18 protein-coding genes and 1 pseudogene are annotated in these 25,598 nt (G+C 70.3%); 8 read left to right on the top strand and 11 right to left on the bottom strand.

What is annotated here, in order from left to right:
- The first annotated feature begins 31 nt into the window (after positions 1-31).
- The 4 genes and pseudogenes from ACWDKQ_RS05410 to ACWDKQ_RS05395 all read left to right on the top strand — a co-directional run bounded on the left by ACWDKQ_RS05410 (position 32) and on the right by ACWDKQ_RS05395 (position 6,668).
- On the top strand, positions 32-826 hold the full coding sequence (locus ACWDKQ_RS05410) for a transglycosylase SLT domain-containing protein (RefSeq protein WP_450137524.1): 795 nt from the start codon (positions 32-34) through the stop codon (positions 824-826).
- Positions 827-977: 151 nt separating this feature from the next.
- A pseudogene (locus tag ACWDKQ_RS05405) lies at positions 978-1,559 on the top strand (GntT/GntP/DsdX family permease); the annotation flags it as partial.
- A gap of 143 nt (positions 1,560-1,702) precedes the next feature.
- Positions 1,703-3,991, top strand: a complete 2,289-nt coding sequence (locus tag ACWDKQ_RS05400; RefSeq protein WP_450137523.1) for a HelD family protein — start codon at positions 1,703-1,705, stop codon at positions 3,989-3,991.
- A 259-nt stretch (positions 3,992-4,250) separates the two neighbouring features.
- On the top strand, positions 4,251-6,668 hold the full coding sequence (locus ACWDKQ_RS05395; RefSeq protein WP_450137522.1) for a helicase-associated domain-containing protein: 2,418 nt from the start codon (positions 4,251-4,253) through the stop codon (positions 6,666-6,668).
- A gap of 120 nt (positions 6,669-6,788) precedes the next feature.
- On the opposite strand, the gene ACWDKQ_RS05390 is transcribed toward ACWDKQ_RS05395, so the two are convergent.
- Both ACWDKQ_RS05390 and gltB read right to left on the bottom strand, forming a co-directional pair.
- A complete protein-coding gene (locus ACWDKQ_RS05390) occupies positions 6,789-8,291 on the bottom strand; it encodes a glutamate synthase subunit beta (RefSeq protein ID WP_450137521.1) in 1,503 nt (500 codons plus the stop codon).
- Positions 8,284-12,834 (bottom strand): glutamate synthase large subunit, encoded by a 4,551-nt coding sequence (gltB, locus tag ACWDKQ_RS05385; RefSeq protein ID WP_450137575.1) that lies wholly within the window; start codon positions 12,832-12,834, stop codon positions 8,284-8,286. The genes ACWDKQ_RS05390 and gltB overlap by 8 nt, the downstream gene beginning before the upstream one ends.
- Positions 12,835-13,297: 463 nt before the next feature.
- On the opposite strand from gltB, the gene ACWDKQ_RS05380 reads away from it, so the two are divergent.
- From ACWDKQ_RS05380 to ACWDKQ_RS05370, 3 genes are read left to right on the top strand one after another with little or no spacing between them, the layout of a single operon-like run.
- Positions 13,298-14,401: an ABC transporter substrate-binding protein gene (locus ACWDKQ_RS05380; protein WP_450137520.1), complete on the top strand. Its 1,104-nt coding sequence runs from the start codon at positions 13,298-13,300 to the stop codon at positions 14,399-14,401.
- The gene (locus ACWDKQ_RS05375) at positions 14,398-15,429 is read left to right on the top strand and encodes a FecCD family ABC transporter permease (protein WP_450137519.1); all 1,032 of its coding nucleotides are present in this window, start codon (positions 14,398-14,400) and stop codon (positions 15,427-15,429) included. The genes ACWDKQ_RS05380 and ACWDKQ_RS05375 overlap by 4 nt, the downstream gene beginning before the upstream one ends.
- Positions 15,426-16,199, top strand: a complete 774-nt coding sequence (locus ACWDKQ_RS05370; protein ID WP_450137518.1) for an ABC transporter ATP-binding protein — start codon at positions 15,426-15,428, stop codon at positions 16,197-16,199. The genes ACWDKQ_RS05375 and ACWDKQ_RS05370 overlap by 4 nt, the downstream gene beginning before the upstream one ends.
- A gap of 140 nt (positions 16,200-16,339) precedes the next feature.
- On the opposite strand, the gene lgt is transcribed toward ACWDKQ_RS05370, so the two are convergent.
- The 6 genes from lgt to ACWDKQ_RS05340 form a co-directional block, all read right to left on the bottom strand.
- Positions 16,340-17,425: a prolipoprotein diacylglyceryl transferase gene (lgt, locus tag ACWDKQ_RS05365; protein ID WP_450137517.1), complete on the bottom strand. Its 1,086-nt coding sequence runs from the start codon at positions 17,423-17,425 to the stop codon at positions 16,340-16,342.
- A gap of 147 nt (positions 17,426-17,572) precedes the next feature.
- Entirely contained in the window at positions 17,573-18,367 is a 795-nt protein-coding gene (gene trpA / locus ACWDKQ_RS05360) for a tryptophan synthase subunit alpha (RefSeq protein ID WP_450137516.1), read from the bottom strand.
- Positions 18,364-19,632 (bottom strand): tryptophan synthase subunit beta, encoded by a 1,269-nt coding sequence (trpB, locus tag ACWDKQ_RS05355; protein WP_450137515.1) that lies wholly within the window; start codon positions 19,630-19,632, stop codon positions 18,364-18,366. Before trpB ends, trpA begins: the two co-directional genes overlap by 4 nt.
- Positions 19,633-19,683: 51 nt before the next feature.
- Positions 19,684-20,493, bottom strand: a complete 810-nt coding sequence (trpC, locus tag ACWDKQ_RS05350) for an indole-3-glycerol phosphate synthase TrpC (protein WP_450137514.1) — start codon at positions 20,491-20,493, stop codon at positions 19,684-19,686.
- A 276-nt stretch (positions 20,494-20,769) separates the two neighbouring features.
- Positions 20,770-21,390 carry a Trp biosynthesis-associated membrane protein gene (locus ACWDKQ_RS05345; RefSeq protein WP_450137513.1) on the bottom strand — a complete coding sequence of 207 codons (621 nt, stop codon included), beginning with the start codon at positions 21,388-21,390 and terminating at the stop codon, positions 20,770-20,772.
- On the bottom strand, positions 21,368-22,945 hold the full coding sequence (locus tag ACWDKQ_RS05340; protein WP_450137512.1) for an anthranilate synthase component I: 1,578 nt from the start codon (positions 22,943-22,945) through the stop codon (positions 21,368-21,370). Before ACWDKQ_RS05340 ends, ACWDKQ_RS05345 begins: the two co-directional genes overlap by 23 nt.
- Before the next feature lie 89 nt (positions 22,946-23,034).
- On the opposite strand from ACWDKQ_RS05340, the gene ACWDKQ_RS05335 reads away from it, so the two are divergent.
- Entirely contained in the window at positions 23,035-23,658 is a 624-nt protein-coding gene (locus tag ACWDKQ_RS05335) for a TetR/AcrR family transcriptional regulator (RefSeq protein WP_450137511.1), read from the top strand.
- A gap of 3 nt (positions 23,659-23,661) precedes the next feature.
- Here ACWDKQ_RS05335 and hisI read toward each other — a convergent pair whose 3' ends face one another.
- From hisI to priA, 3 genes are read right to left on the bottom strand one after another with little or no spacing between them, the layout of a single operon-like run.
- Positions 23,662-24,012 (bottom strand): phosphoribosyl-AMP cyclohydrolase, encoded by a 351-nt coding sequence (hisI, locus tag ACWDKQ_RS05330; protein ID WP_450137510.1) that lies wholly within the window; start codon positions 24,010-24,012, stop codon positions 23,662-23,664.
- Complete coding sequence (gene hisF, locus ACWDKQ_RS05325) at positions 24,009-24,782, bottom strand: imidazole glycerol phosphate synthase subunit HisF (protein ID WP_450137509.1); 774 nt, start codon at positions 24,780-24,782, stop codon at positions 24,009-24,011. The genes hisI and hisF overlap by 4 nt, the downstream gene beginning before the upstream one ends.
- A gap of 55 nt (positions 24,783-24,837) precedes the next feature.
- Positions 24,838-25,569: a bifunctional 1-(5-phosphoribosyl)-5-((5-phosphoribosylamino)methylideneamino)imidazole-4-carboxamide isomerase/phosphoribosylanthranilate isomerase PriA gene (gene priA / locus ACWDKQ_RS05320; RefSeq protein ID WP_450137508.1), complete on the bottom strand. Its 732-nt coding sequence runs from the start codon at positions 25,567-25,569 to the stop codon at positions 24,838-24,840.
- Positions 25,570-25,598: the final 29 nt, after the last annotated feature.

Genomic DNA, 25,598 nt, shown 5'->3' with positions numbered 1-25,598 from the left:
ATCCACTCTCCGTCCCGGATTCTCGGTTCTCGTGACCCCCGACCAACCGAACATCCCCGACCAGAACACCCCCGACCGAAGTACCCGCCCCGCCGACCGGCACCGCTGGGAGAGGGCAGTGCCGCAGGCGGCGAGCTGGATCCGCGCCGCGTTCGTCGGCGACTCGGCGAACCGGCAGCACCGCGTCCCCCCGAAGTCGCGGTCCCTGCAGCTCGGTGTCGCCGTGGTCGCGTTCGGCGTGATCGGCGTGTTCACCTCCGCCGCGGGCACGAAGACCGAGAACCCCCCGGTGCAGGCCGCCGCGCAGGTCACCCCGCTGGCCGCTGAGCAGCCCCCCGTCCTGGCGGCGCCCGCACAAGCCCCCGCCCTTGAGGCCGCCCCCGCTCCCGCCGCGCAGCCCGCCCCCGAAGCTGCCCCCGAACCGGCGAAGCAGGAGCTGCCCGCCGAGCAGGTGGTCGAGAAGCCCAAGGACCAGATCGGCGGCTGGATCGACGAGGCGATCGCCGTTCTGGAGAACAACGGCGTCCCGCGCGACCAGATCGACGGCGATGCGATCCGCACGATCATCATGCACGAATCCAACGGAAACCCGAACGCCACCAACAACTGGGACTCCAACGCGGCGGCCGGCACCCCGTCGATCGGTCTGATGCAGACCATCGAGCCGACCTTCCAGTCCTACGCGCTGCCCGGCCACGGCGACATCTACAACCCGGTCGACAACATCATCGCGGGCACCCGGTATGCGATCACGACCTACGGCTCGGTCGGCGACGTCCCCGGTGTCGCAGGCCTGAGGTCCGGCGGCAGCTACTCGGGCTACTGAGCCCGCGCCGGCTACTACGGCGGCGGCCAACCCTGACGAGGTTCCCTCCAGCGCTTCGGCGACCAGCTCAACGCCTCGGCGGGTGCTGCGGCATCACTCCGTGCCCGGCGCGCCAGCGCAGCAACTATTCGACGACCTCGTGCAGCTGCGGATCGGCATCCCCGCGCTGGCCTGGCTGTCGATCCTGCACGGCCTGGTGCCGCCGCACTCCGGCCCGCTGGCCGCCGTCGACGCGCTGCACGTCGACATGGGGATCACCCTCGCGCGGTCCAGCCGCAACCGGTTGTCCGACGTGGTCGGTAGCTCGCTGCCTGCGATCGCCGGGATCATCCTCATCGTCGGGGCCGGCGGCGGCTTCAAGCAGACCCTGGTCGACCCCGGCGTCAACAACATGATCACCGACGTCGCCAGCGGGGCGAACCTCTCGCCACTGGTGCTGGGCTGGCTGATCGCGGTCGGCATCCGGGTGGCGACCGGCTCGGCTACGGTGGCCACCATCTCGGCGGCAGGCACGGTCGCACCACTGGGCATCGGGCTCCCGCCCGCGCAGGGCGCGCTGGCCATCGGCTCCGGCTCACTGTTCCTGCCACACGTCAACGACGCCGGGTTCTGGCTGGTCAAGGAGTACTTTGGGATGACCTTCGGGCAGACCCTGAAGACCTGGTCGGCGATGGAAACGCTACTGTCGGTGACTTCCTTCGTCGTGATCCTGGGCCTGTCCGTGGTGCTGTGACCCGGGCATGTGCGAAGACAGGCTCCAACCGGTTTTCGCGCCCACGACCGCCCACGCCGGGCACGGTATATTGGCAGGTCGGGTCTGCGCGCAGATCGCAGAACCGTCCCCCCAACGAACCCGCCCAGGCACGAGGTGGCGAATTGTCCAACGCCCGAGTAGATCGGGACACCGTCCGCGCCCAAGAGATCGCAGCCGAGCAGCAGTACCTCTCGATGCTGTACGCGAAGCTCGACGCCCTGCGGCAGGAAACCACGCGGCGGCTGAAGGAAACGCTGCGGGACAGCGGCGGCCCGCCGCAGGCCCGAACCGAACGCGACATCTCCACCCGGATGTACACCGACAAGCTGACCCAGCTGAGCGCGGTGGAGCACGGGATGTGCTTCGGGAGGCTGGACCTCGACAGCGGCGAGACCTTCCACGTGGGACGGCTCGGGTTGTTCGACGAGGACCACGAGTACGAGCCGCTGCTAGTGGACTGGCGGGCCCCGGCGGCCCGGCCGTTCTACCTGGCCACCGCGGCAGCGCGGGACGGTGTGCGCCGCCGGCGGCACCTGCGCACCAGCTGGCGGAAGGTGCTGGACTACGAGGACGAGGTACTCGACCTCGACGCCGCCGAGCAGGGCAGCGACCTGGGGCTGGCCGGGGAGGCCACGCTGCTGGCCCGGCTCGACGCCCGCCGAACCGGGCAGATGCAGGACATCGTCGCCACCATCCAGGGCGAGCAGGACCGGATCATCCGCGCCGGGATGAACGGTGTGCTGGTGGTGCAGGGCGGCCCCGGCACCGGCAAGACCGCCGTCGCGCTGCACCGCGCCGCCTACCTGCTGTACACCTTCCGCGAGCAGCTGTCCAAGCGCGGCGTGCTCGTGGTCGGGCCGAACCCGACGTTCCTGCGCTACATCGGGCAGGTCCTGCCGTCGCTGGGCGAAACTGGCGTCCTCCTGTCCACTGTGGGCGGTCTGTACCCGGGGATCACTGCCACCGGCGAGGAATCCGCGCGGGCGGCGGAGATCAAGGGCCGCGCGAGCATGGTCGACGTGCTCGCCGCCGCGGTCCGCGACCGGCAGCAGGTGCCCGCGGACTACACCGAGCTCACCTTCGACCGCGAGGCGCTGCGCATCGACCGGCGCACCGCGACCCAGGCTCGGACCCGCGCCCGCCGGTCCCGCCGGCCGCACAACCTGGCCCGGCGGATCTTCCGCAACGAGATGTTCTCGGAACTGACTCTGCAGGTCGCCGACCGACTGGGCCGCGACCTGCTGGACCGACGTGACCTCGACGACATCAACCGCGAACTGCGCGCCGATGTGGTGGTCAGCAAGGCGCTGGACGAGCTGTGGCCGGAGATCACCCCACAGAAGCTGCTGGACGACCTGCTGTGCTCCCCCGACCGGTTGGCCACCGCAACCCGCAAGCACCTTGACGACAACGAGCGCGACGAGCTCCTGCGCCCGCCGGACACGCCGTGGACGCCCGCCGACGTGCCCTTGCTGGACGAGTTCGCCGAGCTCCTCGGCGAGGACGACGCCCAGGAGCGGGCCGAGCGCGAACGCCAGCAGCGCGAGGAACTCGCCTACGCGGAAGGCGTTCTGCACATCATGGAGCAGGACGAGGAGCTCGCCGACGAGGAACGGCTGCGGGTCTCCGACGTGCTGGACGCCGAGCTGCTGGCCGAGCGGTTCCGCGCCACCAGCGATCTGACCGCCGCCGAACGCGCGGCCGAAGACCGCACCTGGACCTTCGGCCACGTCATCGTCGACGAGGCGCAGGAGCTGTCCCCGATGGCGTGGCGGGTGCTGATGCGGCGCTGTCCGAGCCGGTCGATGACGCTGGTCGGCGACGTCGCCCAGACCGGCGCGCTGGCCGGGGCCAACTCCTGGCACGACGTGCTGCAACCGTACGTGCAGGACCGCTGGAAACTGGTCGAGCTGACCGTCAACTACCGCACCCCGGCCGAGATCATGGCCATCGCCGCCGACGTGCTGTCCGAAATGGACACCGACTTGGTGGTGCCGCGCTCGGTGCGCACCAGCGGGCACCAGCCGTGGACCCGCCGACTGACCACTAACGGGCTCGCCACCGAGCTGCCCGCGGTGATCACCGACGAGCTGCACCAGGTCGGCGACGGCCGCCTAGCGGTGCTGATGCCGCCGGAGCTGCTCGCCGGAATCGGGCCGCGGCTGGCGCAATCCCTTACGGACGCGGTGATCGGCACCCGCCCGGACGACCTGGAATCGCCGTGCGTGCTGCTGACCGTCGACCAGGCCAAGGGCCTGGAGTTCGACTCGGCCCTGGTGGTCGACCCGGCGGCGATCGTGGCGGGATCCGAGCGCGGGCTCAACGACCTCTACGTGGCGCTGACCCGAGCCACCCAGCGCCTCGGCGTGGTCCACCCCGACGAGCTCCCGGCGGTGCTGCGCGGCATGTGAGCCGGCGGTCTGGCACCGACCGCCGGATGAGAACCTGTCGGCGAATGCCGTCCACGCGGCTGCAAGCGGCGCAGCCGCTTGCAGCCACCCTGCCAAGACGACCATCGGCGGGTTCTGAGAGGTTTCCTGGCGAGGACGGCCCTCCGCCGCGTATTGGACACATAAGGAGGGGCACCCACAGTCCGGAGACTCTCTCAGGCTCCGCTAAGCGACCACCCACTCAGACCATTCACCAATATCCTCTGAGAGACTCGACCGGGTGGAATCCGATTTTGTCCAGTGGCTCCGCGACCTCGGCCAAGACGGCTTGGCAGCAGTCCTGAAGAACCGCCCCGAGTCAGCCGCCCGGTCACTGCCCCACCTGGCAGCCGTGCTCGACTCCCCTGGCGCTGTGCAGCGCGCGCTGGAGCGGCTCGACGCCGGATCCAGTGCCGTACTCGAAGCGCTCTGCATCCTCGGGGACGGCTGCACCCGCGGTGCGATCGAGGAGTTGCTCGGCAACGATCCCGAACTCGATCGCGCACTGCGGGTGCTGCAGGAACGTGCCCTCATCCGGTCTAGTTCGCGGGGAGCGTTCCAGCTTGCCGTACCGCTGCGCGATGCTCGCACTGCGGGGCTGGGCCGCCCGGTCGCGACGCTCCTCCACCCTCATGCGTCCAGTACCGTCCGTGGGATCGCCGAGGCGCTGGGATTGGCGCCCGCCAAGCGGAAGGCCGACACGGTACAGCGGATCGAAGAGTTCCTGCGGGATTCGGCGAGGGTGTCCGCTGAGCTTGCGAAAGCACCCGGCCCGACCGTTGAGCTCGCCACGCAGTTGGCCTGCGATGATTCGGTACTCGGTTACGCCTTTGGCGGCATGTCGCCGCAGCGTCCGGAGGTGCGTTGGCTGATCGACCGGGGCTTCCTGATCGGCCGGAACCAGTACGCCGGCGATGGCGGCCCGTTCGAGATGCCCCGCGAGGTCGGACTCGCACTGCGCGAATCCGGCGATCAACCGGCGCTTCGGCCCGAACCCGCGATGCCGGCGCTTCACCCGGTCGACCCCATCGAGACCGACAAGGCGGCGTTGCTGGCCGCGACCGGGTTCGTCGCCGGGGTGGCTCGACTGCTCGAATACTGCGCCGCCAACCCGCTGACGCAGCTGCAGAACGGCGGTATCGGCCTCCGGGTGCTCAAGCAGGTCGCCAAGACCCTGCGAACAGACCAGCATGAGGTTCGGCTCTGGTTGGAGACCGCCGCCGCAGCCGAGCTGCTCAGCATCGACGGAGCAGGCTGCATTGTTCCGTCGAACCTCGCCGATGACTGGCAGCAGGCATCCCCCGCACGACGCTACGTCAAGCTGGTGCGCGCCTGGTGGAAGCAGCCGGCCGCGGCCATGTTCAGCAAGGTCACGGACAAGCCTGACCCAGCGCTGCTCCCACGATCCAGCGCGTTCGACCGGCTGCTGCGCATGGACCTGCTGGCCGAGATTTCCCGTTGGGAAACCGGTTCTGCGTTGGGCGAGCCGAACCTGATCGGTGAGAGGCTGGCCTGGAAGCGACCAGTGAACTACTGCTGCGCGGACTGCCTGGTCGATCCCATCCAAATCAACTGGTCCGAGGCCGAAGCCGTCGGCGCGATCGCCCACGCAGCGCTGTCCGCGTTGGGCCGATGCGTGGACGACGAGGAAGCGCTGCTGTCGGCCGCCGCGAAACTGCTGCCCAACGCGCAGGAAACCGCACTGCTGCAGGCGGACCTGACCGCGGTGGTGGCGGGTACGCCCAGCGGCCAGCTCGCTGCAACGCTGAACCTGCTGGCCGACACCGAAGGCAGGGACACTGCCTCGACCTGGCGGTTCAGCCCCAAATCCGTCCGGCGAGCAATGGATCAGGGCTACACCGCAGAGGACTTGCTTGGCAAGCTCACCTCGATAGCCCACACAAGCGTGCCGCAACCGCTGGAATACCTGATCAAGGACGTCGGACGGCGATTCGGCCAACTTCAGGTCCGGAACGTGCGCTGCTGCGTGCTCGGCGAGGAGACCCTCCTGCTGGAACTCAGCGGAAACCGTTCGTTGCGCGAGCTGTCGTTGCACGCCTTGGCACCGACCGTGCTCGCATCGAACAAACCGGCGAAGGAGACCTTGGCCGCGCTGCGGAAGGCGGGATACGCCCCAGTGCAGCAGAAGATCGACGGCACTGTGACAGTCGAACGCACCGTCGTCGACCGCCCGCCGCTGCTCGTGGAGCAGCCTTACTACCGGGCTGTGCCGCAACCGCCGTCGCAAGCCGAACTCCGCGAACTCGCCGAGCACCTGCTAGCCCAACCGGACAAGGCTCCGTCCGGCGTTGCACTGCCTGATAATCCCTGGATCGACATCCGGATCATGCAGCCGGGCTTGCTGGAGGAAATGACGGATCCGTTCGATGACCTGGTTCCCTTCCTCGCCGAACGGACCGCGCTGACGGACCCCGAACTCGAACTCCTCGCGGAGGCACTGGAAGCAGGCACCGACGTGGAGATCGAATACCGGGACCACAACGGCCGTTGCACGTCGCGTGTCATCACGCCGGACGACGTAGACGATGTCTACCTGGACGCCTTCTGTCACCTACGCGAAGACGACCACCAGTTCAGCCTGGACCGAATCCGCTCCGTCGCCAAAGTGAAACGCCGCCGCACGAAAGGTGGAGCGTGAAGGCCCGCATCGTTGCCCGTTGGCAGCTCCTCTGACCGGCACATGATCACCCGATCGATATGAGGTGAGGGCACCCTCGAGCAACTAGGCCGCTCAAGGATGCCCCTCACCTCGGAAAAATCACACCGCCAGGGGAAGCGCGGTGGGGTGGACCGGGGACGGGAGGCGGGAGTCGCCGGTGAGGTGGGCGTCGACCGCGTTGGCCACCGAACGGCCCTCCGCGATCGCCCACACCACCAGGGACGCGCCGCGGTGCGCGTCGCCGCAGACGAACACCCCCGGCGCCGTGGTCTCCCAGTTCGAGCCGCAGCCGATGGTGCCGCGCTTGGTCAGCTCGATGCCCAGGCCGTCCAGCAGCCGCATGCGCTCGACGCCCTCGAAGCCGATGGCCAGCAGCGCCAGGTCGCAGGGCAGCTCCTGGATCTCGTCGGACACGGGCACAATCTGCCGACGGCCCTCCGCGTCGCGCTGCACCTTCACCTCGCGCAGTCGCACCGCGCGCACGTTGCCCTCGTCGTCGCCGACGAACGACTCGATCGCCACCGCGAACTTCCGCTCCCCGGCCTCTTCGTGCGCCGGGTAGGTGCGCAGGATGTACGGCCAGGTCGGCCACGGCGACCGGTCGTCGTCGCGGGACGTCGGCGGCTGCGGGTAGTTGTCCAGCTGCGTCACCGAAAGCGCGCCCTGCCGGGTCGCGGTGCCGTAGCAGTCCGCGCCGGTGTCGCCGCCACCGAGGATGATGACGTGCTTGCCCTGCGCCGAGATCGGCGTCGGGCCGTCACCCTCGCACTCCTTGTTCGCCGGCACCAGGTGCTCCATGGCCAGATGCACGCCCTTGAGGTGCCGCCCCGGGATCGTGGTGTCGTCGCGGCCGCGCAGCGCGCCCACCGCCAGCACCACGGCGTCGTAACCGGCGCGCAGTTCCTCGACGGTCAGGTCGACGCCGACCTCGCAGCCGGTGATGAACCTGGTGCCCTCGGCGCGCATCTGCGCCAATCGCCGGTCCAGGACGGACTTCTCCATCTTGAACTCGGGGATGCCGTAGCGCAGCAGCCCGCCGATGCGGTCGTCGCGCTCGTAAACGGTCACCTCGTGCCCGGCGCGGGTCAGCTGCTGAGCCGCGGCGAGCCCGCCCGGCCCGGAACCGACCACGGCCACCCGCTTGCCGGTGTGCGCCTCCGTCACCTGCGCGGTGACGTACTCGTTCTTCCAGCTGACCTCGGCGATGGTCTCCTCGACGCGCTTGATGGCCACCGCGCCGCCGGCCGCCGGCGAGATCGCCAGCACGCAGCCGGCCTCGCACGGGGCGGGGCACAACTTGCCGGTGAACTCCGGGAAGTTGTTGGTGGCGTGCAGCCGCTCGCTGGCGTCCTGCCACTGGCCGCGGCGGACCATGTTGTTCCACTCCGGGATCAGGTTGCCCAACGGGCAACCGGCCGAACCGGAGTGGCAGAACGGGATGCCGCAGTCCATGCACCGCGCGGCCTGCGTGGCAGTTTCCGCCTTGCGGTCCTCGGCGGACAGCGTGGCGTAGACCTCGTGCCAGTCGCCCAGCCGCTCGTCGACGAGGCGCTTGGGGGCGTCGGCCCGCGCGTGCTTCAGAAATCCCCTCGGGTCAGCCACGGGAAGCCTCCATGATCGCCTCGTCCACGTCCCGGCCTTCGATCTTGGCCATCCGCGTGGCATCCAGGACTCGCTGGTAGTCGCGCGGCATCACCTTGGTGAACGCCGCAGAGCGCCGCGGCCAGTCGCCGAGCAGCGAGGCCGCCACCGCCGAACCCGTCCGGTCGCGGTGCTGCTGCACGACCTCGTGCAGCCACTTCAGTTCCTTGGCGCTGGGCCGCTGCAGGTCCACCATCGCGGTGTTCACCCGCACCGGGTCCAGGTCGAGCACGTAGGCGATGCCGCCGGACATACCGGCGCCGACGTTGCGGCCGGTGCCGCCGAGCACCACCGCGCGACCCCCGGTCATGTACTCGAAGGCGTGGTCACCGGCGCCCTCGGCGACCGCGAGCGCGCCGGAGTTGCGCACGCAGAACCGCTCGCCGACCTTGCCACGCAAGAAGATCTCGCCGCTGGTCGCGCCGTAGCCGATCACGTTGCCCGCGATCACCTGGTCTTCGGCGGCGAACGCCGAATCCGGGTGCGGGCGCACGACGATCCGCCCGCCGGAGAGGCCCTTGCCGACGTAGTCGTTGGCGTCGCCGACCATGTCCAGCGTGATGCCCGGCGGCAGGAACGCACCCAGCGACTGCCCGGCCGAACCCTCCAGTTCCACGTGGATGGTGTCCGCCGGCAGGCCTTCGCCGCCGTAACGGCGGCTGACCTCGGCACCCAGCAGCGTGCCGACGGTGCGGTTGACGTTGCGCACCGGCAGCTCCAGCCGCACCGGGCGGGCGTCTTCCAGCGCCGCCTCGGCGAGCTGGATGAGCGTGCGGTCCAGCGCGTGGTCCAGGCCGTGGTCCTGCTCGCGGACCCGGCGCCGCACCTGCGAGTACGGGGTCTGCGGCTCGGTGAACACCGGGGTCAGGTCGAGGCCGCGCGCCTTCCAGTGCGCCATCGCCTCGTCCTTGCCCAGCGTCGAGACCTGGCCGATGGCCTCGTCCAGGGTGCGGAACCCGAGCTCCGCCAAGTACTCGCGGACCTCGTGCGCGATGAACTCGAAGAAGTTCACCACGTGGTCGACCTGGCCGGTGTAGCGCTTGCGCAGCTCCGGGTTCTGGGTGGCGACCCCGACCGGGCAGGTGTCGAGGTGGCACACGCGCATCATCACGCAACCCTCGACCACCAGCGGCGCGGTGGCGAAGCCGTACTCCTCGGCACCCAGCAGCGCGGCGACGACCACGTCACGGCCGGTCTTGAAGCCGCCGTCGACCTGGACCGTGATCCGGTCGCGCAGGCCGTTGAGCAGCAATGTCTGCTGCGTCTCGGCCAAGCCGACCTCCCACGGCGTGCCGGCGTGCTTCAGCGACGTCAGCGGCGCCGCACCGGTGCCGCCGTCGTGGCCGGAGATCAGCACCACGTCGGCGTGCGCCTTGGAGACGCCCGCGGCGACGGTGCCGACACCGATCTCGGAGACCAGCTTGACGTGGACCCGGGCGTGCTCGTTGGCGTTCTTCAGGTCGTGGATGAGCTGCGCCAGGTCCTCGATCGAGTAGATGTCGTGGTGTGGCGGCGGGGAGATCAGCCCCACGCCCGGCGTGGAGTGCCGTGTCTTCGCGATCCACGGGTACACCTTGTGCGCGGGCAACTGCCCGCCCTCGCCGGGCTTGGCACCCTGCGCCATCTTGATCTGGATGTCGGTGGCGTTGACCAGGTATTCGCTGGTCACGCCGAACCGGCCGCTGGCGACCTGCTTCACGGCCGAACGACGCTGCGGGTCGTAGAGCCGGTCGACGTCCTCGCCGCCCTCACCGGAGTTGGACTTGCCGCCGATCCGGTTCATCGCGATGGCCAGCGTCTCGTGCGCCTCCGCGGAGATCGCGCCGTAGCTCATGGCTCCGGTGGAGAACCGCTTCATGATCTCCGAGATCGGCTCGACCTCGTCGATGTCGATCGGCGCCCGGCCGCTGTCCAGTTTGAACAGGCCGCGCAGCGTGCCGCCCTCGGCCGCGAGCCGGTCGCACTCCGCCGTGTACTTGCGGAACACGTCGTACTTGCCGGTCTTGGTGGAGTGCTGCAGCAGGAACACCGTCTCCGGGGTGAACAGGTGCAGTTCGCCTTCGCGCCGGTAGGCGTAGTCGCCGCCGATCTCCAGCTTGCGGTGAACCCGCTCGGTCGGGTTGTCCGGGTGGGCCCGGCGGTGCCGCTGCGCGACCTCCTCGGCCAGCACGTCCAGCCCGACGCCGCCGAGCTTCGAGGTGGTGCCCTCGAAGTACTCGTCGACGATCTCGCCGGACAGGCCGACGGCCTCGAAGACCTGGGCGGCGGTGTAGGCGCCGACGGTGGAGATGCCCATCTTGGACATCACCTTCAGCACTCCCTTGACCAGCGCCTGCACGTAGTTGCGGATCGCCACCTTCGCCCGCGTGCCGGTGATCTGGCCGGTGGCGATCATGTCCTCGATGGTCTCGAACGCCAGGTACGGGTTGACCGCTGCGGCGCCGTAGCCGAGCAGCGTGGCGATGTGGTGCACCTCGCGGGCGTCACCGCTCTCCACCACCAGCGCGACCCGCAGCCGTTCCTTGGTGCGCACGAGGTGCTGGTGGACTGCCGAGACCAGCAGCAGCGACGGGATCGGCGCCATCTTGTGGTCGGAGTCGCGGTCGGAAAGCACTAGCACGCGCGCCCCGGCGGCGATCGCCTCGGACGCCTCCTGACGCACCCGCTCGATGGCCTCGGCCAGCGCCTCGCCGCCACCATCCACCTCGTAGAGGCCGGAGAGCACGGCGGAGGCGAAACCGGGCAGGTCACCGTCGTCGTTGACGTGGATGAGCTTGGCCAGCTCGTCGTTGTCGATCACCGGGTTGGGCAGCACGATGTGCCGGCAGGACGCGGCAGAGGGGGCCAGCAGGTTCTGCTCCGGGCCCATCACGCGGGCTACCGAGGTGACGATCTCCTCCCGGATGGCGTCCAACGGCGGGTTCGTGACCTGCGCGAACTGCTGCACGAAGTAGTCGTAGAGCATCCGCGAGCGCTGCGACATCGGCGCCGTCGGTGTGTCCGAGCCCATCGAGCCCAGCGGCTCGCCGCCGCCGGTGGCCATCGGCGCCAGCAGCAGGCTGAGCTCCTCCTCGGTGTAGCCAAAGGACAGCTGGCGGCGCACCACCGACTCGTGGGTGTGCACCACGTGCTCGCGGTCCGGCAGCTCGTCGAGGTTGAGCAGCCCGGAGTGCAGCCACTCGTCGTAGGCGTGCTCCCCGGCGAGACCGGCCTTGACCTCCTCGTCATCGACGATGCGGCCCTGCGCGGTGTCGATCAGGAACATCCGGCCCGGCTGCAGCCGGCCCTTGGCCACCACCTCTTCGGGCTTGAGGCTGAGCACGCCGGTCTCGCTGGCCAGCACCACCCTGTCGTCGGCGGTCCGCCACCAGCGGGCCGGGCGCAGGCCGTTGCGGTCCAGCACCGCGCCGACCAGCGTGCCGTCGGTGAAGGTGACGCACGCCGGGCCGTCCCACGGCTCCATCAGGCTGGCGTGGAACTGGTAGAAGGCCTTGCGCTTGGGGTCCATCTCGGCGTGGTTCTCCCACGCCTCCGGCACCATCATCAGCACCGCGTGCGGCAGGCTGCGGCCGCCCAGGTGCAGCAGTTCCAGCACCTCATCGAAGGAGGCGGAGTCCGAGCCGTCGCCGGTGCAGACCGGGTACAGCCGGGAGAGGTCGCCCGGGATCAGGTCGGAGGCAAGCAACGCCTCGCGGGCCCGCATCCGGTTGCGGTTGCCGCGGATCGTGTTGATCTCGCCGTTGTGCGCGACGTAGCGGAACGGGTGCGCCAGCGGCCAAGACGGGAAGGTGTTCGTGGAGAACCTGCTGTGCACCAGCGCAATCGCGCTGACCAGCCGCTCGTCGGTTAAATCCGGGAAGAAGGCGGGCACCTGCCCGGTGGTCAGCATGCCCTTGTAGACCAGGGTGCGGCTGGACAGTGACGGGAAGTACAGCTCCAGCCCTTCCCGTGCGGCCTCCCGCTCGGCGCGCTTGCGCAGGCAGAACGCCAGCCGATCCAGCTCGACGCCAGCCTCGTCGTGGTACCCGGCGACCAGCAGGATCGCGAAGTGCGGCATGCACTTCACGGCGGTGGTTCCAACGCCGGCCCGCTCCGGGGTCACCGGCACGTCCCGCCAGCCCAGCACCCGCAGGTTCTCCTCGGCGGCGACCCGCGCCACCAGCTCCTCGGCCTGACGACGCTGCTCGGCGTCGGTGGGCAGGAAGGCCATACCGGCCGCGTAGCGGTTCTGGCCGGCCTCGTCGGGCTCCGGCAGCTCGACACCGGCCTCGGCGCGCAGCAGCTCGTCCGGCAGCTGCAGCAGGATGCCAGCTCCGTCGCCGCTGGTCGGTTCGGCACCGGCAGCACCCCTGTGCTCCAGGTTCGCGAGCGCGGTCAGCGCGTCGGCGACGATGCCGTGGGAACGGCGGCCGCGGATGTCGACGACCATGGCGACACCGCAGGAATCCTGTTCCGCAGCCGGGTCGTACAACCCCTGGGCTGCTGGGACGGCGGAGAAGACCACTGCGCAGACCTCCCTCGTCATTTCTCGTGCTGGAAGCCCACGATCAATCGCTGACCTGACTTCATGACTTCTGAGCACGGGACGACGCTGGCCCGCAGACTGGCTACCGGTGACACGACAGATGTTTTCGGGCTTCCTAAAGCCCGCTCGTAACCGGAGCGTTTAAAGAACTTTAACAGCCGCGATACCCGAAAGCAGGATTCTGGACGTGATGCTGACCATCTTGTAGTAACGCACCCGGTTGGGTTACCGCACCTGCGGACGCGCGTCGTCGAACACAGTTCGTCGTCAAATTTAGCCGCTGGGTCGCACCCTGGGTAGCCCCCGTTTGGCAGCCTGGGCAGCCCCCGTGTGGCAGGCCACTTCCGCGCGGCGCGGACGGCCGATCTTCTGCTGATATCTTTCCAGCTCAGAGTGCCCCGCTACGGGTGCTCGCGGGACGCCAGCGCCAAGCGAAACCGGTGTGAACCCGGTGCTGTGCCGCAACTGCGATGGCCCGCTTCGGGCGGGCACGAGCCAGGTCGCCTTGCGCGTGGCGTCGATGTCCGCCACCCCCGGTGCAGGGGTGCGGCGTCGGCTGCCCGGCCACGCCTGCCCCACCGCACCGGCCGAACGTAGGGAAGACATGACCGGGTTCCGCCGACTCGCCGCCCTGCTGCTCGCGATGCTCGCCCTGCTCGCCGGGGTCACCGCGTGCGCCACCCGCCCCCGCTCCGATGCTCCCGCCCCGGCCGATGACCCGGCCTCTGCTTTCCCGGTCAAGGTCGAGCTGCCCGGCGCGCCGCCGGTGACTCTCCCACAGCAGCCGAAGCGGATCATCTCGCTGTCGCCGACGGCCACCGAGACGCTGTACGCGATCGGCGCCGGCGACCAGGTCATCGCGGTGGACCAGTACTCCAACTTCCCGGCGCAGGCGCCGCGCACCGACCTCTCCGGCTTCACCGCGGACGCGGCGGCCGTCGGCGCGCACACCCCCGACCTGGTCATCGCCCCGGACAACGCAGCGAAGCTGGCGGAGGGGCTGAAGGTGGTCAACGTGCCCACACTGCTCACCCCGTCGGCGGCGACGCTGGAGGACGCCTACAAGCAGATCGAGGTCCTCGGGCAGGCCACCGGGCACACCAAGCAGGCCGCGCAGCTGGTCGACCGGATGCGCTCGCAGATCGACGAGATCGTCCGCAACACCCCGCGCCCGCCGCAGCCGTTGAGGTACTTCCACGAGGTCAGCCCGGACTACTACACCGCGACCTCGCAGAGCTTCGTCGGCAGCGTCTACGGCCTGTTCGGGCTGCACAACATCGCCGACCCGGCAGGCGGGAAGTTCCCGCAGCTGTCCGAGGAGCACATCGTGCAGGCCAACCCGAACCTGATCTTCGTCGCGGACACCAAGTGCTGCAAGGTCAACGCGGCGGCGGTGGCGGCCCGGCCCGGCTGGAACACCCTTGACGCGGTCCAGCACGGCCGCATCATCGAACTCGACGACGACATCGCCGGCCGGTGGGGCCCGCGGGTGGTGGACTTGGTTCGCGCGATCGGCGACAGCGTCGCGAAGGCGCAGCACGGGTGACCGAAGCGCTCAGCCCGGGCCGCGCGCCTCTGAGGCAGACCAAGCTGCACCCGCGCCACCTGCTGCTCGCGTTGGTGGTGCTGCTGGCGAGCATCCTGCTGTCGGTGCTGCTCGGCGCCGCCGAACTGGGCTGGCAGCGGGTGCTCGGGGAGATCGTCGCGCAGCTGACCGGCGGCATGTCGCCGCTGTCCGAGCGGGAGGCGGCGATCCTGTGGCAGCTGCGGGTGCCCCGGGTAGTGCTCGGCGTGCTGGTCGGGGCCGCGCTGGCGGTGTCCGGCGCGGCCTTCCAGGGCGTGTTCCGCAACCCGCTGGCCGACCCGTACCTGCTGGGCGCCGCGTCCGGGGCCGGGTTGGGCGCCACCCTGGTGATCACCACCGCGCCGTCGGTCCCGGTGCAGCTCGCGGCGTTCGCCGGCGCGCTCGGCGGCGTGGGCCTGACCTGGCTGGTCGGCCGCTCCGCCGGCCGGGACATCGCGACGCTCGTGCTGGCCGGGGTCGCGGTCGGGGCGTTCCTCACCGCCGGGCAGACGTTCGCGCAGCAGCTGCGCGTGGAGACGCTGGAGCAGGTTTACATGTGGATCCTGGGGCGGCTGACCACCACCGGCTGGCGGGAAGTGCTGGTCGTGCTGCCCTACCTGGCGATCTCGGCGGTCGTGCTCTGCACCTGCGCGCGGCTGCTGGACCTGCTGGGCACCGGCGATGAGGAGGTGGCCGCGCTGGGCGTGCGCCCGGGGCGGGTGCGGCTGCTGGTGCTCGCGGCCGCGTCGCTGGCCACCGCCGCGGCGGTGTCGGTGGCCGGGCTGATCGGGTTCGTCGGCCTCGTAGTGCCGCACCTGGTGCGGCTGGCGGTCGGCGGCAGCTTCCGGATCATCGTGCCGCTGTCGCTGCTGTTCGGCGGGGCGTTCCTGGTCTTCGCGGACATGCTCGCCCGAACCGTGCTGGCCCCGGCCGAGATCCCGATCGGCGTGATCACGGCGTTCACCGGCGCACCGTTCTTCGCGGTCCTGCTGCACCGGAGGCGCGCATGAGCACCCTGGAGGTGCATGAGCTGTCGGCCGGATATCGCCGCAGCACGGTGCTTTCCGACGTTTCGACCACTGTGGACAACGGCGGCTGGCTGGGCATCATCGGGCCCAACGGGTCGGGCAAGTCGACGCTGTTGAAGGCCGTCGCGGGACTGGTGCGGCACCACGGTCGGGTGCTGGTCGACGGCCGCCCGCTGGCCTCGCTGCGCCGCCGCGAACGCGCCCAGGCGGTCGGCTACGCGCCGCAGATCCCCCAGCTGCCGATCGGCCTGACGGTCACCGACTACGTTCTGCTCGGACGCACCCCGCATCTGGGCCTGCTTGGCCGGGAAGGGCCCGCGGACCTGGACGTGGTCGGTTCCCTGCTGGAGCGGCTGGACCTGACGCGTCTCGCAGACCGAGCCCTGTCGACGCTGTCTGGCGGCGAACGCCAACGGGCCGTGCTGGCCCGAGCCCTCGCCCAACGGGCCGGTGTCCTGCTGCTCGACGAGCCGACCACGGGCCTGGACGTCGGACACGCCCAGGCCCTGCTCGACCTGGTCGACGAACTGCGCCGGGAGCTGGGCACGACGGTGGTCATGACGCTGCACGACCTGACCCTCGCGGCCCAGTACGCCGAGCGCCTGCTCCTCCTCGACGAGGGCCGCGTGGTGGCCGAGGGGACCCCGACGGAGGTCCTGACCCCCACGGCCCTGGCGGAGCGCTACACGGCCCGGGTCGCGGTCCTGCACACCGCCGACGGCTCCCCGGTCATCGCCCCGATCCGCGCGTGACGGGCGCCCATCACGCCAAACATCTTCTCGATTGACAGACGAAAAGCTGCCCCTCATATCCCGCGCGGCTTCGAGGCCTTCCTCCGAGCGTTCCCGTCACTGGAATTGATCGGTAGCCCTCCGGTCGCGGGCGAAGCGGGTCAGTCCTTCGCATCCTTGGCGCCGTCGGCGCTTCGTGCTTGCGCGCGCTCGTCATCCGGGCCGTCGTCCTTGCCCTCCGGGCCGTCGTCCTTGCCCTCCGGGCCGTCGTCCTTGCCTGCGTCGGCGTCGGTCGTCGCCGTCGGCTCCTCGGCATTCGCCTGCTCCGGCGTCGCGGCGGCGTCGTCATCGCCGGGCATCGGCTTGCCTCGCAGCAGCTCGGGGTCCTCGCGCTTGCCCCGCACCAGCACTAGGTACAGGACCGCGAGGGCGAAGACGATCAGGGAGGTGAAGACGTTGATTCGGATGCCGAGGATGTGCGTGGCGTCATCGGCGCGCATCATCTCGATCCACAGCCGGCCCGCCGTGTAGCCCGCGACGTAGAGCGCGAACACTCGGCCGTGGCCCATCCGGAACTTGCGGTCCGCCCAGATGACCAGGAGGAAGACACCGAGGTTCCACAGCAGCTCGTACAGGAATGTGGGGTGCACGACCGTGATCGGCGTGCTGTCCATCGCCACACCGGTGATGGGGTCCGCGAGCCCGGTCGCCGGGTCGATGCGCCGGTAGATCTCCAGGCCCCAGGGCAGGTCCGTCGGCGCGCCGTAGAGCTCCTGGTTGAACCAGTTACCGAGGCGGCCGATCGCCTGCGCCAGGATGATGCCGGGCGCGACGGCGTCGGCGAACGCGGACAGCGGCACGCCCCGGCGGCGGCAGCCGATCCAGGCGCCGACCGCGCCGAGCGCCACCGCGCCCCAGATGCCCAGGCCGCCTTCCCACACCTTGAGGGCGTCCAGCGGGTTGCGGTCCGGCCCGAAGTACTTGTACCAGTCGGTCGCGACGTGGTAGAGCCGACCGCCGACCAGCCCGAAGGGCACCGCGAACACCGCGATGTCGATGACCGTGCCCTCGCGTCCGCCGCGCGCCAGCCAGCGGCGGCTACCGATCCAGACGGCCGCGATGATGCCGGCAATGATGCACAGCGCGTAGGCGCGCAGCGGGATGGGGCCGATGAACCAAACCCCCTGCGGCGGGCTGGGGATGTTGGCCAGGAACGGACTCGCCAAGGCTGCAACCGGGGCACTCACGCCGCTAACCGTATCGGTCGCTCGACGAAAGGTGAGCACCACCCGGTCGTCTCAACGAGGTGAAGGTCCGTTCGCTCCACGGGGGAGCGAACGGACCGTTCACACCAGTCCCAAACTGCTCGGTGTTCCCGACGAACGCTCGCCAGATCAGCGCGACCGGACGCCGCAAGCGAGCTCCGCGGCGAGTTCACGGACACCCGCCGGTCCGTCCTGTTCGGCGCGGGTGACGAAGGCGGAGCCGACGATGACGCCGTCGGCGAAGCCCGCCACCTCGGCGACCTGCTCGCCGGAGCGCACCCCGAGCCCGACGCCGATCGGCAGGTCGGTGTGCGCGCGGGTGCGCTGCACCAGTCCGGCCGCGGCAGCGCCGACGCTCTCACGCGCACCCGTCACGCCCATCACGGATGTGGCGTAGACGAAGCCGCTGGTCGCCTTGGCGGTCAGCGCCAGCCGCTCCTCCGTCGACGACGGGGCGACCAGGAAGATCCGGTCCAGGCCGTGCGCGTCGGTCGCGGCGATCCAGTCCTCGCCCTCGTCCGGGATCAGGTCCGGCGTGATCACGCCGAGCCCGCCGGCCGCCTTGAGATCGCGGGCGAACGCGTCCGGGCCGTAGTGGTGCACCGGGTTCCAGTAGGTCATCACCACGGCGTGCCCACCTGCGTCGGCGATCGAGGACACCACGTCGAAGGCGTCCCGCAGCCGGAAGCCGGCGCGCAGCGCCTTGTCGCTGGCCGCCTGGATCGTGGGCCCGTCCATCACCGGGTCGGAGAACGGGATGCCGACCTCGACGATGTCGCAACCGCTCGAGCCGTCGGTACCGGTCAGCATCGCCGAGAACAGTTCCTTGGACTCCTCGACGGTCGGGAACCCGGCCGGCAAGTAGCCGATCAGGGCCGCCCGCTGCTCTTCCCGGCAGGCCTGGAAAACCTCGCGCAGGTTCACCGCGACTCCTCCTTGGTCTCGTCGACGAGCCCGAAGTACTTCGCCGCGGTGTCCATGTCCTTGTCGCCCCGACCGGACAGGTTGACCAGGATGATCGCATCTGGGCCGAGCTCCTGGCCGAGCTTGATCGCGCCGGCCAGCGCGTGCGCCGACTCGATGGCCGGGATGATGCCCTCGGTGCGCGACAGCAGCCGGAACGCCTGCATGGCCTCGTCGTCGGTGATCGAGCGGTACTCGGCGCGCCCGATGTCCTTGAGGTAGGAGTGCTCGGGCCCCACGCCCGGGTAGTCCAGCCCGGCGGAGATCGAGTAGGCCTCGATGACCTGGCCGTCGTCGTCCTGCAGCAGGTACGAGCGGGCCCCGTGCAGCGTGCCGGGGGTGCCCTCGCAGAGGGTGGCGCCGTGTTCGCCGGAGGAGATGCCGTGCCCGCCGGGTTCGAAGCCGACCAGCCGCACGCCCGGGTCGTCGATGAAGCCGTGGAAGATGCCGATGGCGTTGGAGCCGCCGCCGACGCAGGCCGCGACCACGTCGGGCAGCCGACCGGCCAGTTCGAGCACCTGCCGGCGGGCCTCGTCGCCGATGACCTTGTGGAAGTTGCGCACCATCATCGGGAACGGGTGCGAGCCGGCGGCGGTACCCAGCAGGTAGTGGGTGTGGTCGACGTTGGTGACCCAGTCGCGCAGCGCCTCGTTGATGGCGTCCTTGAGGGTCGCCGAGCCGCTGCTGACCGGGATGACCTCGGCGCCCAGCAGCCGCATCCGGGCGACGTTGAGGGCCTGCCGCTCGGTGTCCACCTTGCCCATGTAGATGACGCATTCGAGGTCGAGCAGCGCGCAGGCCGTCGCGGTGGCGACGCCGTGCTGCCCGGCGCCGGTCTCGGCGATGACCCGGCGCTTGCCCATCCGCTTGACCAGCAGCGCCTGACCCAGCACGTTGTTGATCTTGTGCGAGCCGGTGTGGTTGAGGTCCTCGCGCTTGAGCAGGATGCGTGCGCCGCCGGCGTGCTCGGCGAACCGCTTCGCCTCGGTCAGCAGGGACGGCCGCCCGGCGTAGTTGCGCAGCAGGTCGTCGAGTTCGGCGAGGTACTGCGGGTCGCCCTGCGCCTTGGCGTACTCGGCGGCGAGCTCGTCCTGGGCGGCGATCAGCGCCTCGGGCATGAACCGGCCGCCGTAGACCCCGAAGTGCCCGCGCTCGTCCGGGTCGTGTCCCTCCGGCACGGGCTTGCCCGGGCGGTGGGCGCGCGCGGTCTCTGCGCCTACGGTCATTGCCTTACCTCCTGTGCCTCGCTGGCCCCTGAACCCGTGGAACCGGTCCGACTACCGGCTCGGCCGCGGGCACGCGGGATGCGACCCGGCGGTCACCAGCTGGGTGACGGCCGTCTTGGGATTGTCGCTGGTCACCAAACCCTCGCCGACCAGCACCGCATCTGCACCGGACCCCGCGTAGGCCATCAGGTCGCTCGGCCCGCGGACCCCGGACTCGGCGATCTTGAGGATCTCCTGGGGCAGTCCCGGAGCGATCCGGCCGAACACGTCGCGGTCGACTTCGAGCGTATGCAGGTTGCGCGCGTTGATGCCAATTACTTTCGCACCGGCCTCCAGCGCACGGTCGGCTTCCTCGGCGGTGTGCACCTCGACGAGCGCGGTCATGCCCAGGGACTCGACTCGGTCAAGCAGCGCTTCCAGCGCGTTCTGCGCCAGGGCCGCCACGATGAGCAGCACCATGTCCGCGCCGTGCGCCCGGGCCTCGTGCACCTGGTACGGGCTGACGATGAAGTCCTTGCGCAGCAGGGGCGTGTTGACCCTGGCGCGGACCGCGTCGAAGTCGGCCAGCGAGCCGCCGAAGCGGCGCTGCTCGGTGAGCACGCTGATCACGCGCGCACCGGCGGCGGCATAGTCGGCGGCGAGATCGGCCGGCTCGCCGATCTCGGCCAGCTCGCCCTTGGACGGGCTGCGTCGCTTCACCTCCGCGATGACGCCCACGCCCGGCGCCCGCAGCGCGGCAAGCACGTCGTGCGGCGGCGCCGCGGCAGCTGACAACTGCTTGATCTCGTCGAAGGGGATCGCGGATTCGCGAACTGCAAGATCTTCGCGAACGCCTTCGATGATGGATTCCAGAACGGTCACGCGAACACCTCGCCGGCCGTGCCCCGAACACTCGCCTTCACGTCGGTCCGCAAACAACTGGATGCGCAGATGAACTCATTGCGCTCGATCACGACACTCCCCTTCCCGCCGTGCCGTCGCATGGCCGATGCTAAACCTCACCGGCCATGGGTCCCACCAAGGGGGTGGCCCAACGTCCCTGCACAACAAGGACCTTCGGCCCTGACGAATGGTCGGGCACCCGTTCGGAACCGTCCCGAACTGGCTTTTCCACCCTTCGATGAATTTGAAATATTTTCAACGATCCTGGTTGTCAGTTGGATCGCGCCCGTCGTCCAAGTCGTTCCACATCTGGCGGTCCGGATCGTGGGATTTCTGCTTCGCGGCCCCCGGGGCCGAATATTTCGCACCCATCGCAGGCATTCTGCCCGCGCGCAACGCCACCAGCAGCCCGGCGACGAACAGCAGCAGCGCGCCCGCAGCCATCAGCAGCGGCCCGTACGGCCGACTGAGCAGCTCACCGATCGGCGTGCTGCCCGGCGGCACGTCATCGGGCTTCCCGGCCGCGAACCAGCCGGAGGTGTAGAGCTGGACCGCCCGCCAGGCCAGCACGCCGCCCGCGACCGCGATGAGGACGCCCACCACGCGCCTGAAAAACCCGGCGGTCGCCAGCACCGCCGCGACGGCGGCGAGTGCCGCGAGCGCCATCGGCACCAGCTCCGGGCGCAGGTCCTCGCCGGTGAACCCGCCCGTGACCTCGGTGCCCAACGGCGTGCGGTAGCGCTGGCCGACCCAGGTGAGCGCGCTGGCGCCCCACAGCAATCCGGCTGCGACCAGCGCCAGCAGCACCACCGACCACAGCAGCCCCTTCGACCGCGCGGGCGGCGCAGTTGTCTCAGATCCCGGCTCGCTGGTCAACCCGTTCCCCCGTCGCCTGATCGCTGGTCGGCCGCGCCAGCGTCTCCGCCGTCGCCACCGCGTTGAGCACCGCGCGCGCCTTGTTCAGGCACTCCTGGTCCTCGGCCACCGGGTCGGAGTCGGCCACGATGCCGCCGCCGGCCTGCACGTACGCGGTGCCATCGCGCACCAGCGCGGTGCGGATCGCGATCGCGGTGTCGGCGTCGCCAGCGAAATCCAGGTAGCCCACGACGCCGCCGTACTGGGCGCGCCGGGTCGGTTCCAGCTCCTCGATCAGCTCCAGCGCGCGCGGCTTCGGCGCGCCGGAGAGCGTGCCCGCCGGGAAGCACGCGGCGATCGCGTCGAACGCCGTCCGCCCTTCGGCGAGCTGCCCGGTCACGGTGGACACGATGTGCATGACGTGGCTGTAGCGCTCAATGCGGAAGAAGTCGACGACGTGCACCGAACCCGGCTTGCAGACCCGGCCCAGGTCGTTGCGGCCGAGGTCGACGAGCATCAGGTGCTCGGCGCGCTCCTTGTCGTCGTTGATGAGCTCCTTCTCCAGCAGCGCGTCCTCGTCCTCGTCGGCACCCCGCCAGCGGGTCCCGGCGATCGGGTGCGTGGTCGCCTGCCCGTCGCGCACCGTGACCAGCGATTCGGGGCTGGAGCCGACGATGTCGAACGCCGTGCCGCCCCCCGGTGCCTCCAGCCGCAGCAGGTACATGTACGGGCTGGGGTTCGTCGTGCGCAGGACCCGGTAGATGTCGAGGGCGTCCGCGCTGGTCGTCATCTCGAACCGCTGCGAGACCACGACCTGGAACGCCTCGCCGTCCCGGATCGCCTCCTTGGCCTTCTCCACCGCTGCGTAGTGCTCGTCGGGCTGGCGCCGCCGGACGAACTGCGGGCTCGGCCGGGAGAACGAGGCGATCGTGGGCGCGGCCGGGGTGCACAGCCGCTCGGTCATCTCGTCCAGCCGGCGCACCGCGTCGTCGTAGGCCGCGTCCACCCGCTCCGGGCAGTCGTCCCAGTTCACCGCGTTGGCGATGAGCGTGATGGTGCCCTCGTGGTGGTCCAGCGCGGCGAGGTCGGTGGCCAGCAGCATCACCATCTCGGGTATCTGCAGGTCGTCCTCGGTGAGGTTCGGCAGCCGCTCCAGTCGGCGGACCGCGTCGTAGCCGAGGTAGCCGACCATGCCGCCGGTCAGCGGCGGCAGCCCGGGTAGTGGATCGGTGCGCAGCAGCCGGACGGTCTCGCGCAGCGCCTGCAGCGGATCGCCGCCCTCCGGCAGCCCCGTCGGCGGCTTGCCCGTCCAGTGCGCTTGGCCGTCGCGGACGGTCAGCGCGGCGGCGCAGTGCGCACCCACGAAGGACCATCGCGACCAGGAGCGACCGTTTTCGGCGGACTCGAAGAGGAACGTTCCGGGGCGGTCCCCGGCGAGCTTGCGGTACACCCCCAGCGGGGTCTCGCCGTCCGCGAGCAACCGCCGCACCACCGGGATCACCCGGCGGTCCGCCGCCAGGGCGCGGAACTCCTCGCGTCCAGGGCTGATAGTGCCGATTTCACCGTCGCCGACCATGTCGTCATTGTGCCGCCCACCCGTTCTGGTCCGCGCGGGACCTCCTCACCGTTTTGCTCCCGGGCCACGGCGGCGGCCAGGATGGGCGGGTGAGCAGTGGAATCGACCAGAGCGGAACCGAGCCGAAGCGCCGCGGGCGGCGGCGCGGCGGAGCCGACACCAGGGCAGCGCTGCTCGCGGCGGCGCGCGAGGTGTTCACCGAGCAGGGCTACGACTCGGCGACGGTGCGCGCCATCGCGGGCCGGGCCGGGGTCGATCCGGCGATGGTCAACCACTGGTTCGGCGGCAAGGACGGGCTGTTCACCGCGGCGGTGCACATCCCGATCAACCCGGCCGAAGTGGTGCCGGAGCTGCTGGCGGGCGATCTGGAGCAGCTGGCCGAGCGGTTGCTGCGCCGGTTCCTGACCGTGTGGGACAACGCGGAGGGCGGCCAGTTCGCGGCCCTGGTCCGCAGCATCGCGGCCAACGAGAACGCGGTGGCGATGCTCCGGGAGTTCATCCAGAACGTGATGTTCAACCGGCTGATCAAGGTTCTGGGCGTGGACCAGCCGGAGCTGCGCGCGGCGCTGTGCGGGTCGCAGATCATCGGGCTGGGAATGGCCCGCTACGTCGTCCACCTGGAGCCGCTGGCCTCGGCCGACCACGACACCGTCGTGTCAGCGATCGGCCCCAACCTCCAGCGCTACCTCACCGGCGACATCTCCGGCCGGTGACCGTCAGCCTTCCGCTTCGAGCAGCGCGTCCGCGTCGAAGCAGGTGTGGTCGCCGGTGTGGCAGGCCGCGCCTTCCTGGTCGACGACCAGCAGGATCGTGTCGCCGTCGCAGTCCAGGCGGACCTCGTGCACGTACTGGGTGTGGCCGGAGGTCTCGCCCTTGATCCAGTACTGCTGCCGGCTGCGGGAGTAGTAAGTGCCGCGGCGGGTGGTGAGGGTGCGGTGCAGGGCCTCGTCGTCCATCCACGCCATCATCAGCACCTCGCCGGTGCCGCGCTGCTGCGCGACCGCCGCGACGAGCCCGTCCGGGTTGCGCTTGAGCCGGGCCGCGATCGCCGGGTCCAGACTGCTCATCGAACCGTGATCCCTTCCGCCCGCATGGCGTCCTTGACCTCGCCGATCCGCAGCGCTGCGAAGTGGAACACGCTGGCGGCCAGCACCGCGTCGGCCCCGGCCCGCACCGCGGGGGCGAAGTGCTCGACGGCGCCGGCCCCACCGCTGGCGATCAGTGGCACGTCGACGACCTCGCGCACCGCGTGAATCATCTCCAGGTCGAAACCGGCCTTGGTGCCGTCGGCGTCCATCGAGTTCAGCAGGATCTCGCCGACGCCGAGCTGCTGGCCCTTCGCGGCCCACTCCACGGCGCAGATCCCGGTGCCGCGCCGACCGCCGTGCGTGGTGACCTCGTAGCCGGACGGCGTCGGCTGGCCGCCTTCGGGCACGCGCCGCGCGTCGACGGACAGCACGATGCACTGGGCGCCGTAGCGCTGCGAGGCCTCGCTGAGCAGCTCGGGCCGGGCGATCGCCGCCGTGTTCAGGCTGACCTTGTCCGCCCCGGCGCGCAGCAGCCGGTCGATGTCGTCGGTGCTGCGCACGCCGCCGCCGACGGTCAACGGGATGAACACCTGCTCGGCGGTGCGGCGGACCACGTCGAAGGTGGTCTCCCGGTCCGCCGAGGACGCCGTGACGTCGAGGAAGGTGAGCTCATCGGCGCCTTCCGCGTCGTATGCGCGGGCGAGCTCCACCGGATCGCCGGCGTCCCTGAGGTTAGTGAAGTTGACACCTTTGACGACCCGACCCTGATCGACGTCCAGGCAGGGGATCACACGCACCGCAACGGCCATGTCTCCAGGGTAGAGACATCACCGTGCGGTGCGGTGCCCCGGGCTGTCCGGGCGCTCAGCGCACGGCGGCGAGGGCCTCTTCGAGCGTGAAGTTCTGGGCGTAGAGCGCCTTTCCGACGATCGAGCCCTCCAGGCCGACCGGCGCGAGCTTCGACAGCTCCACCAAGTCGTCCACACTGGACACACCGCCGGAGGCGATCACCGGAGCTTCGGTACGGGCGCAGACCTCGCGCAACAGCGCGATGTTCGGCCCCTGCAGCGTGCCGTCCTTGCTGACGTCGGTTACCACGTAGCGGCGGCAACCGGCGGCGTCCAGCCGGGCCAGCACCTCCCACAGGTCGCCGCCGTCCTTGGTCCAGCCGCGCGCGGCCAGCCGGTGGCCCTGCTCAGTGATCCGCACGTCCAGCCCGACCGCGACCCGCTCGCCGTACTCGGCGACCACCCGGTCCGCCCACTCCGGGTTCTCCAGCGCGGCGGTGCCGAGATTCACCCGCGCGCAGCCGGTGGCCAACGCGGCCTCCAGCGAGGCGTCGCCGCGGATGCCGCCGGAGAGCTCCACCTGCACGTCGAGCTTGTCGGTCACCTCGGCCAGCAGCGCCCGGTTCGAGCCCCGGCCGAACGCGGCGTCCAGGTCGACCAGATGGATCCACTCCGCCCCCGCGCGCTGCCAGGCCAGCGCGGCCTCCAGCGGGTCTCCGTAGGAGGTTTCGGTACCGGCGGCGCCCTGCACGAGGCGGACTGCCTGACCGTCGGCAACGTCAACAGCGGGAAGTAGCGTGAAAGTCACGCCCCAACCCTACGACGCCGCACCTGCCC

Source organism: Saccharopolyspora sp. NPDC000995 (assembly GCF_053599315.1).
Note: the sequence above shows the minus strand (reverse complement) of the source record. Positions and strands in the feature narration are given on the sequence as shown.

Coding starts and splice junctions, on each gene's coding strand:
- ACWDKQ_RS05370 (WP_450137518.1), top strand. CDS start 15,426: ATGAGCACCCTGGAGGTGCATGAGCTGTCGGCCGGATATCGCCGCAGC.
- hisI (WP_450137510.1), bottom strand. CDS start 24,012: ATGAGCAGTCTGGACCCGGCGATCGCGGCCCGGCTCAAGCGCAACCCG.
- ACWDKQ_RS05340 (WP_450137512.1), bottom strand. CDS start 22,945: ATGGTCGGCGACGGTGAAATCGGCACTATCAGCCCTGGACGCGAGGAG.
- trpB (WP_450137515.1), bottom strand. CDS start 19,632: ATGACCGTAGGCGCAGAGACCGCGCGCGCCCACCGCCCGGGCAAGCCC.
- hisF (WP_450137509.1), bottom strand. CDS start 24,782: ATGGCCGTTGCGGTGCGTGTGATCCCCTGCCTGGACGTCGATCAGGGT.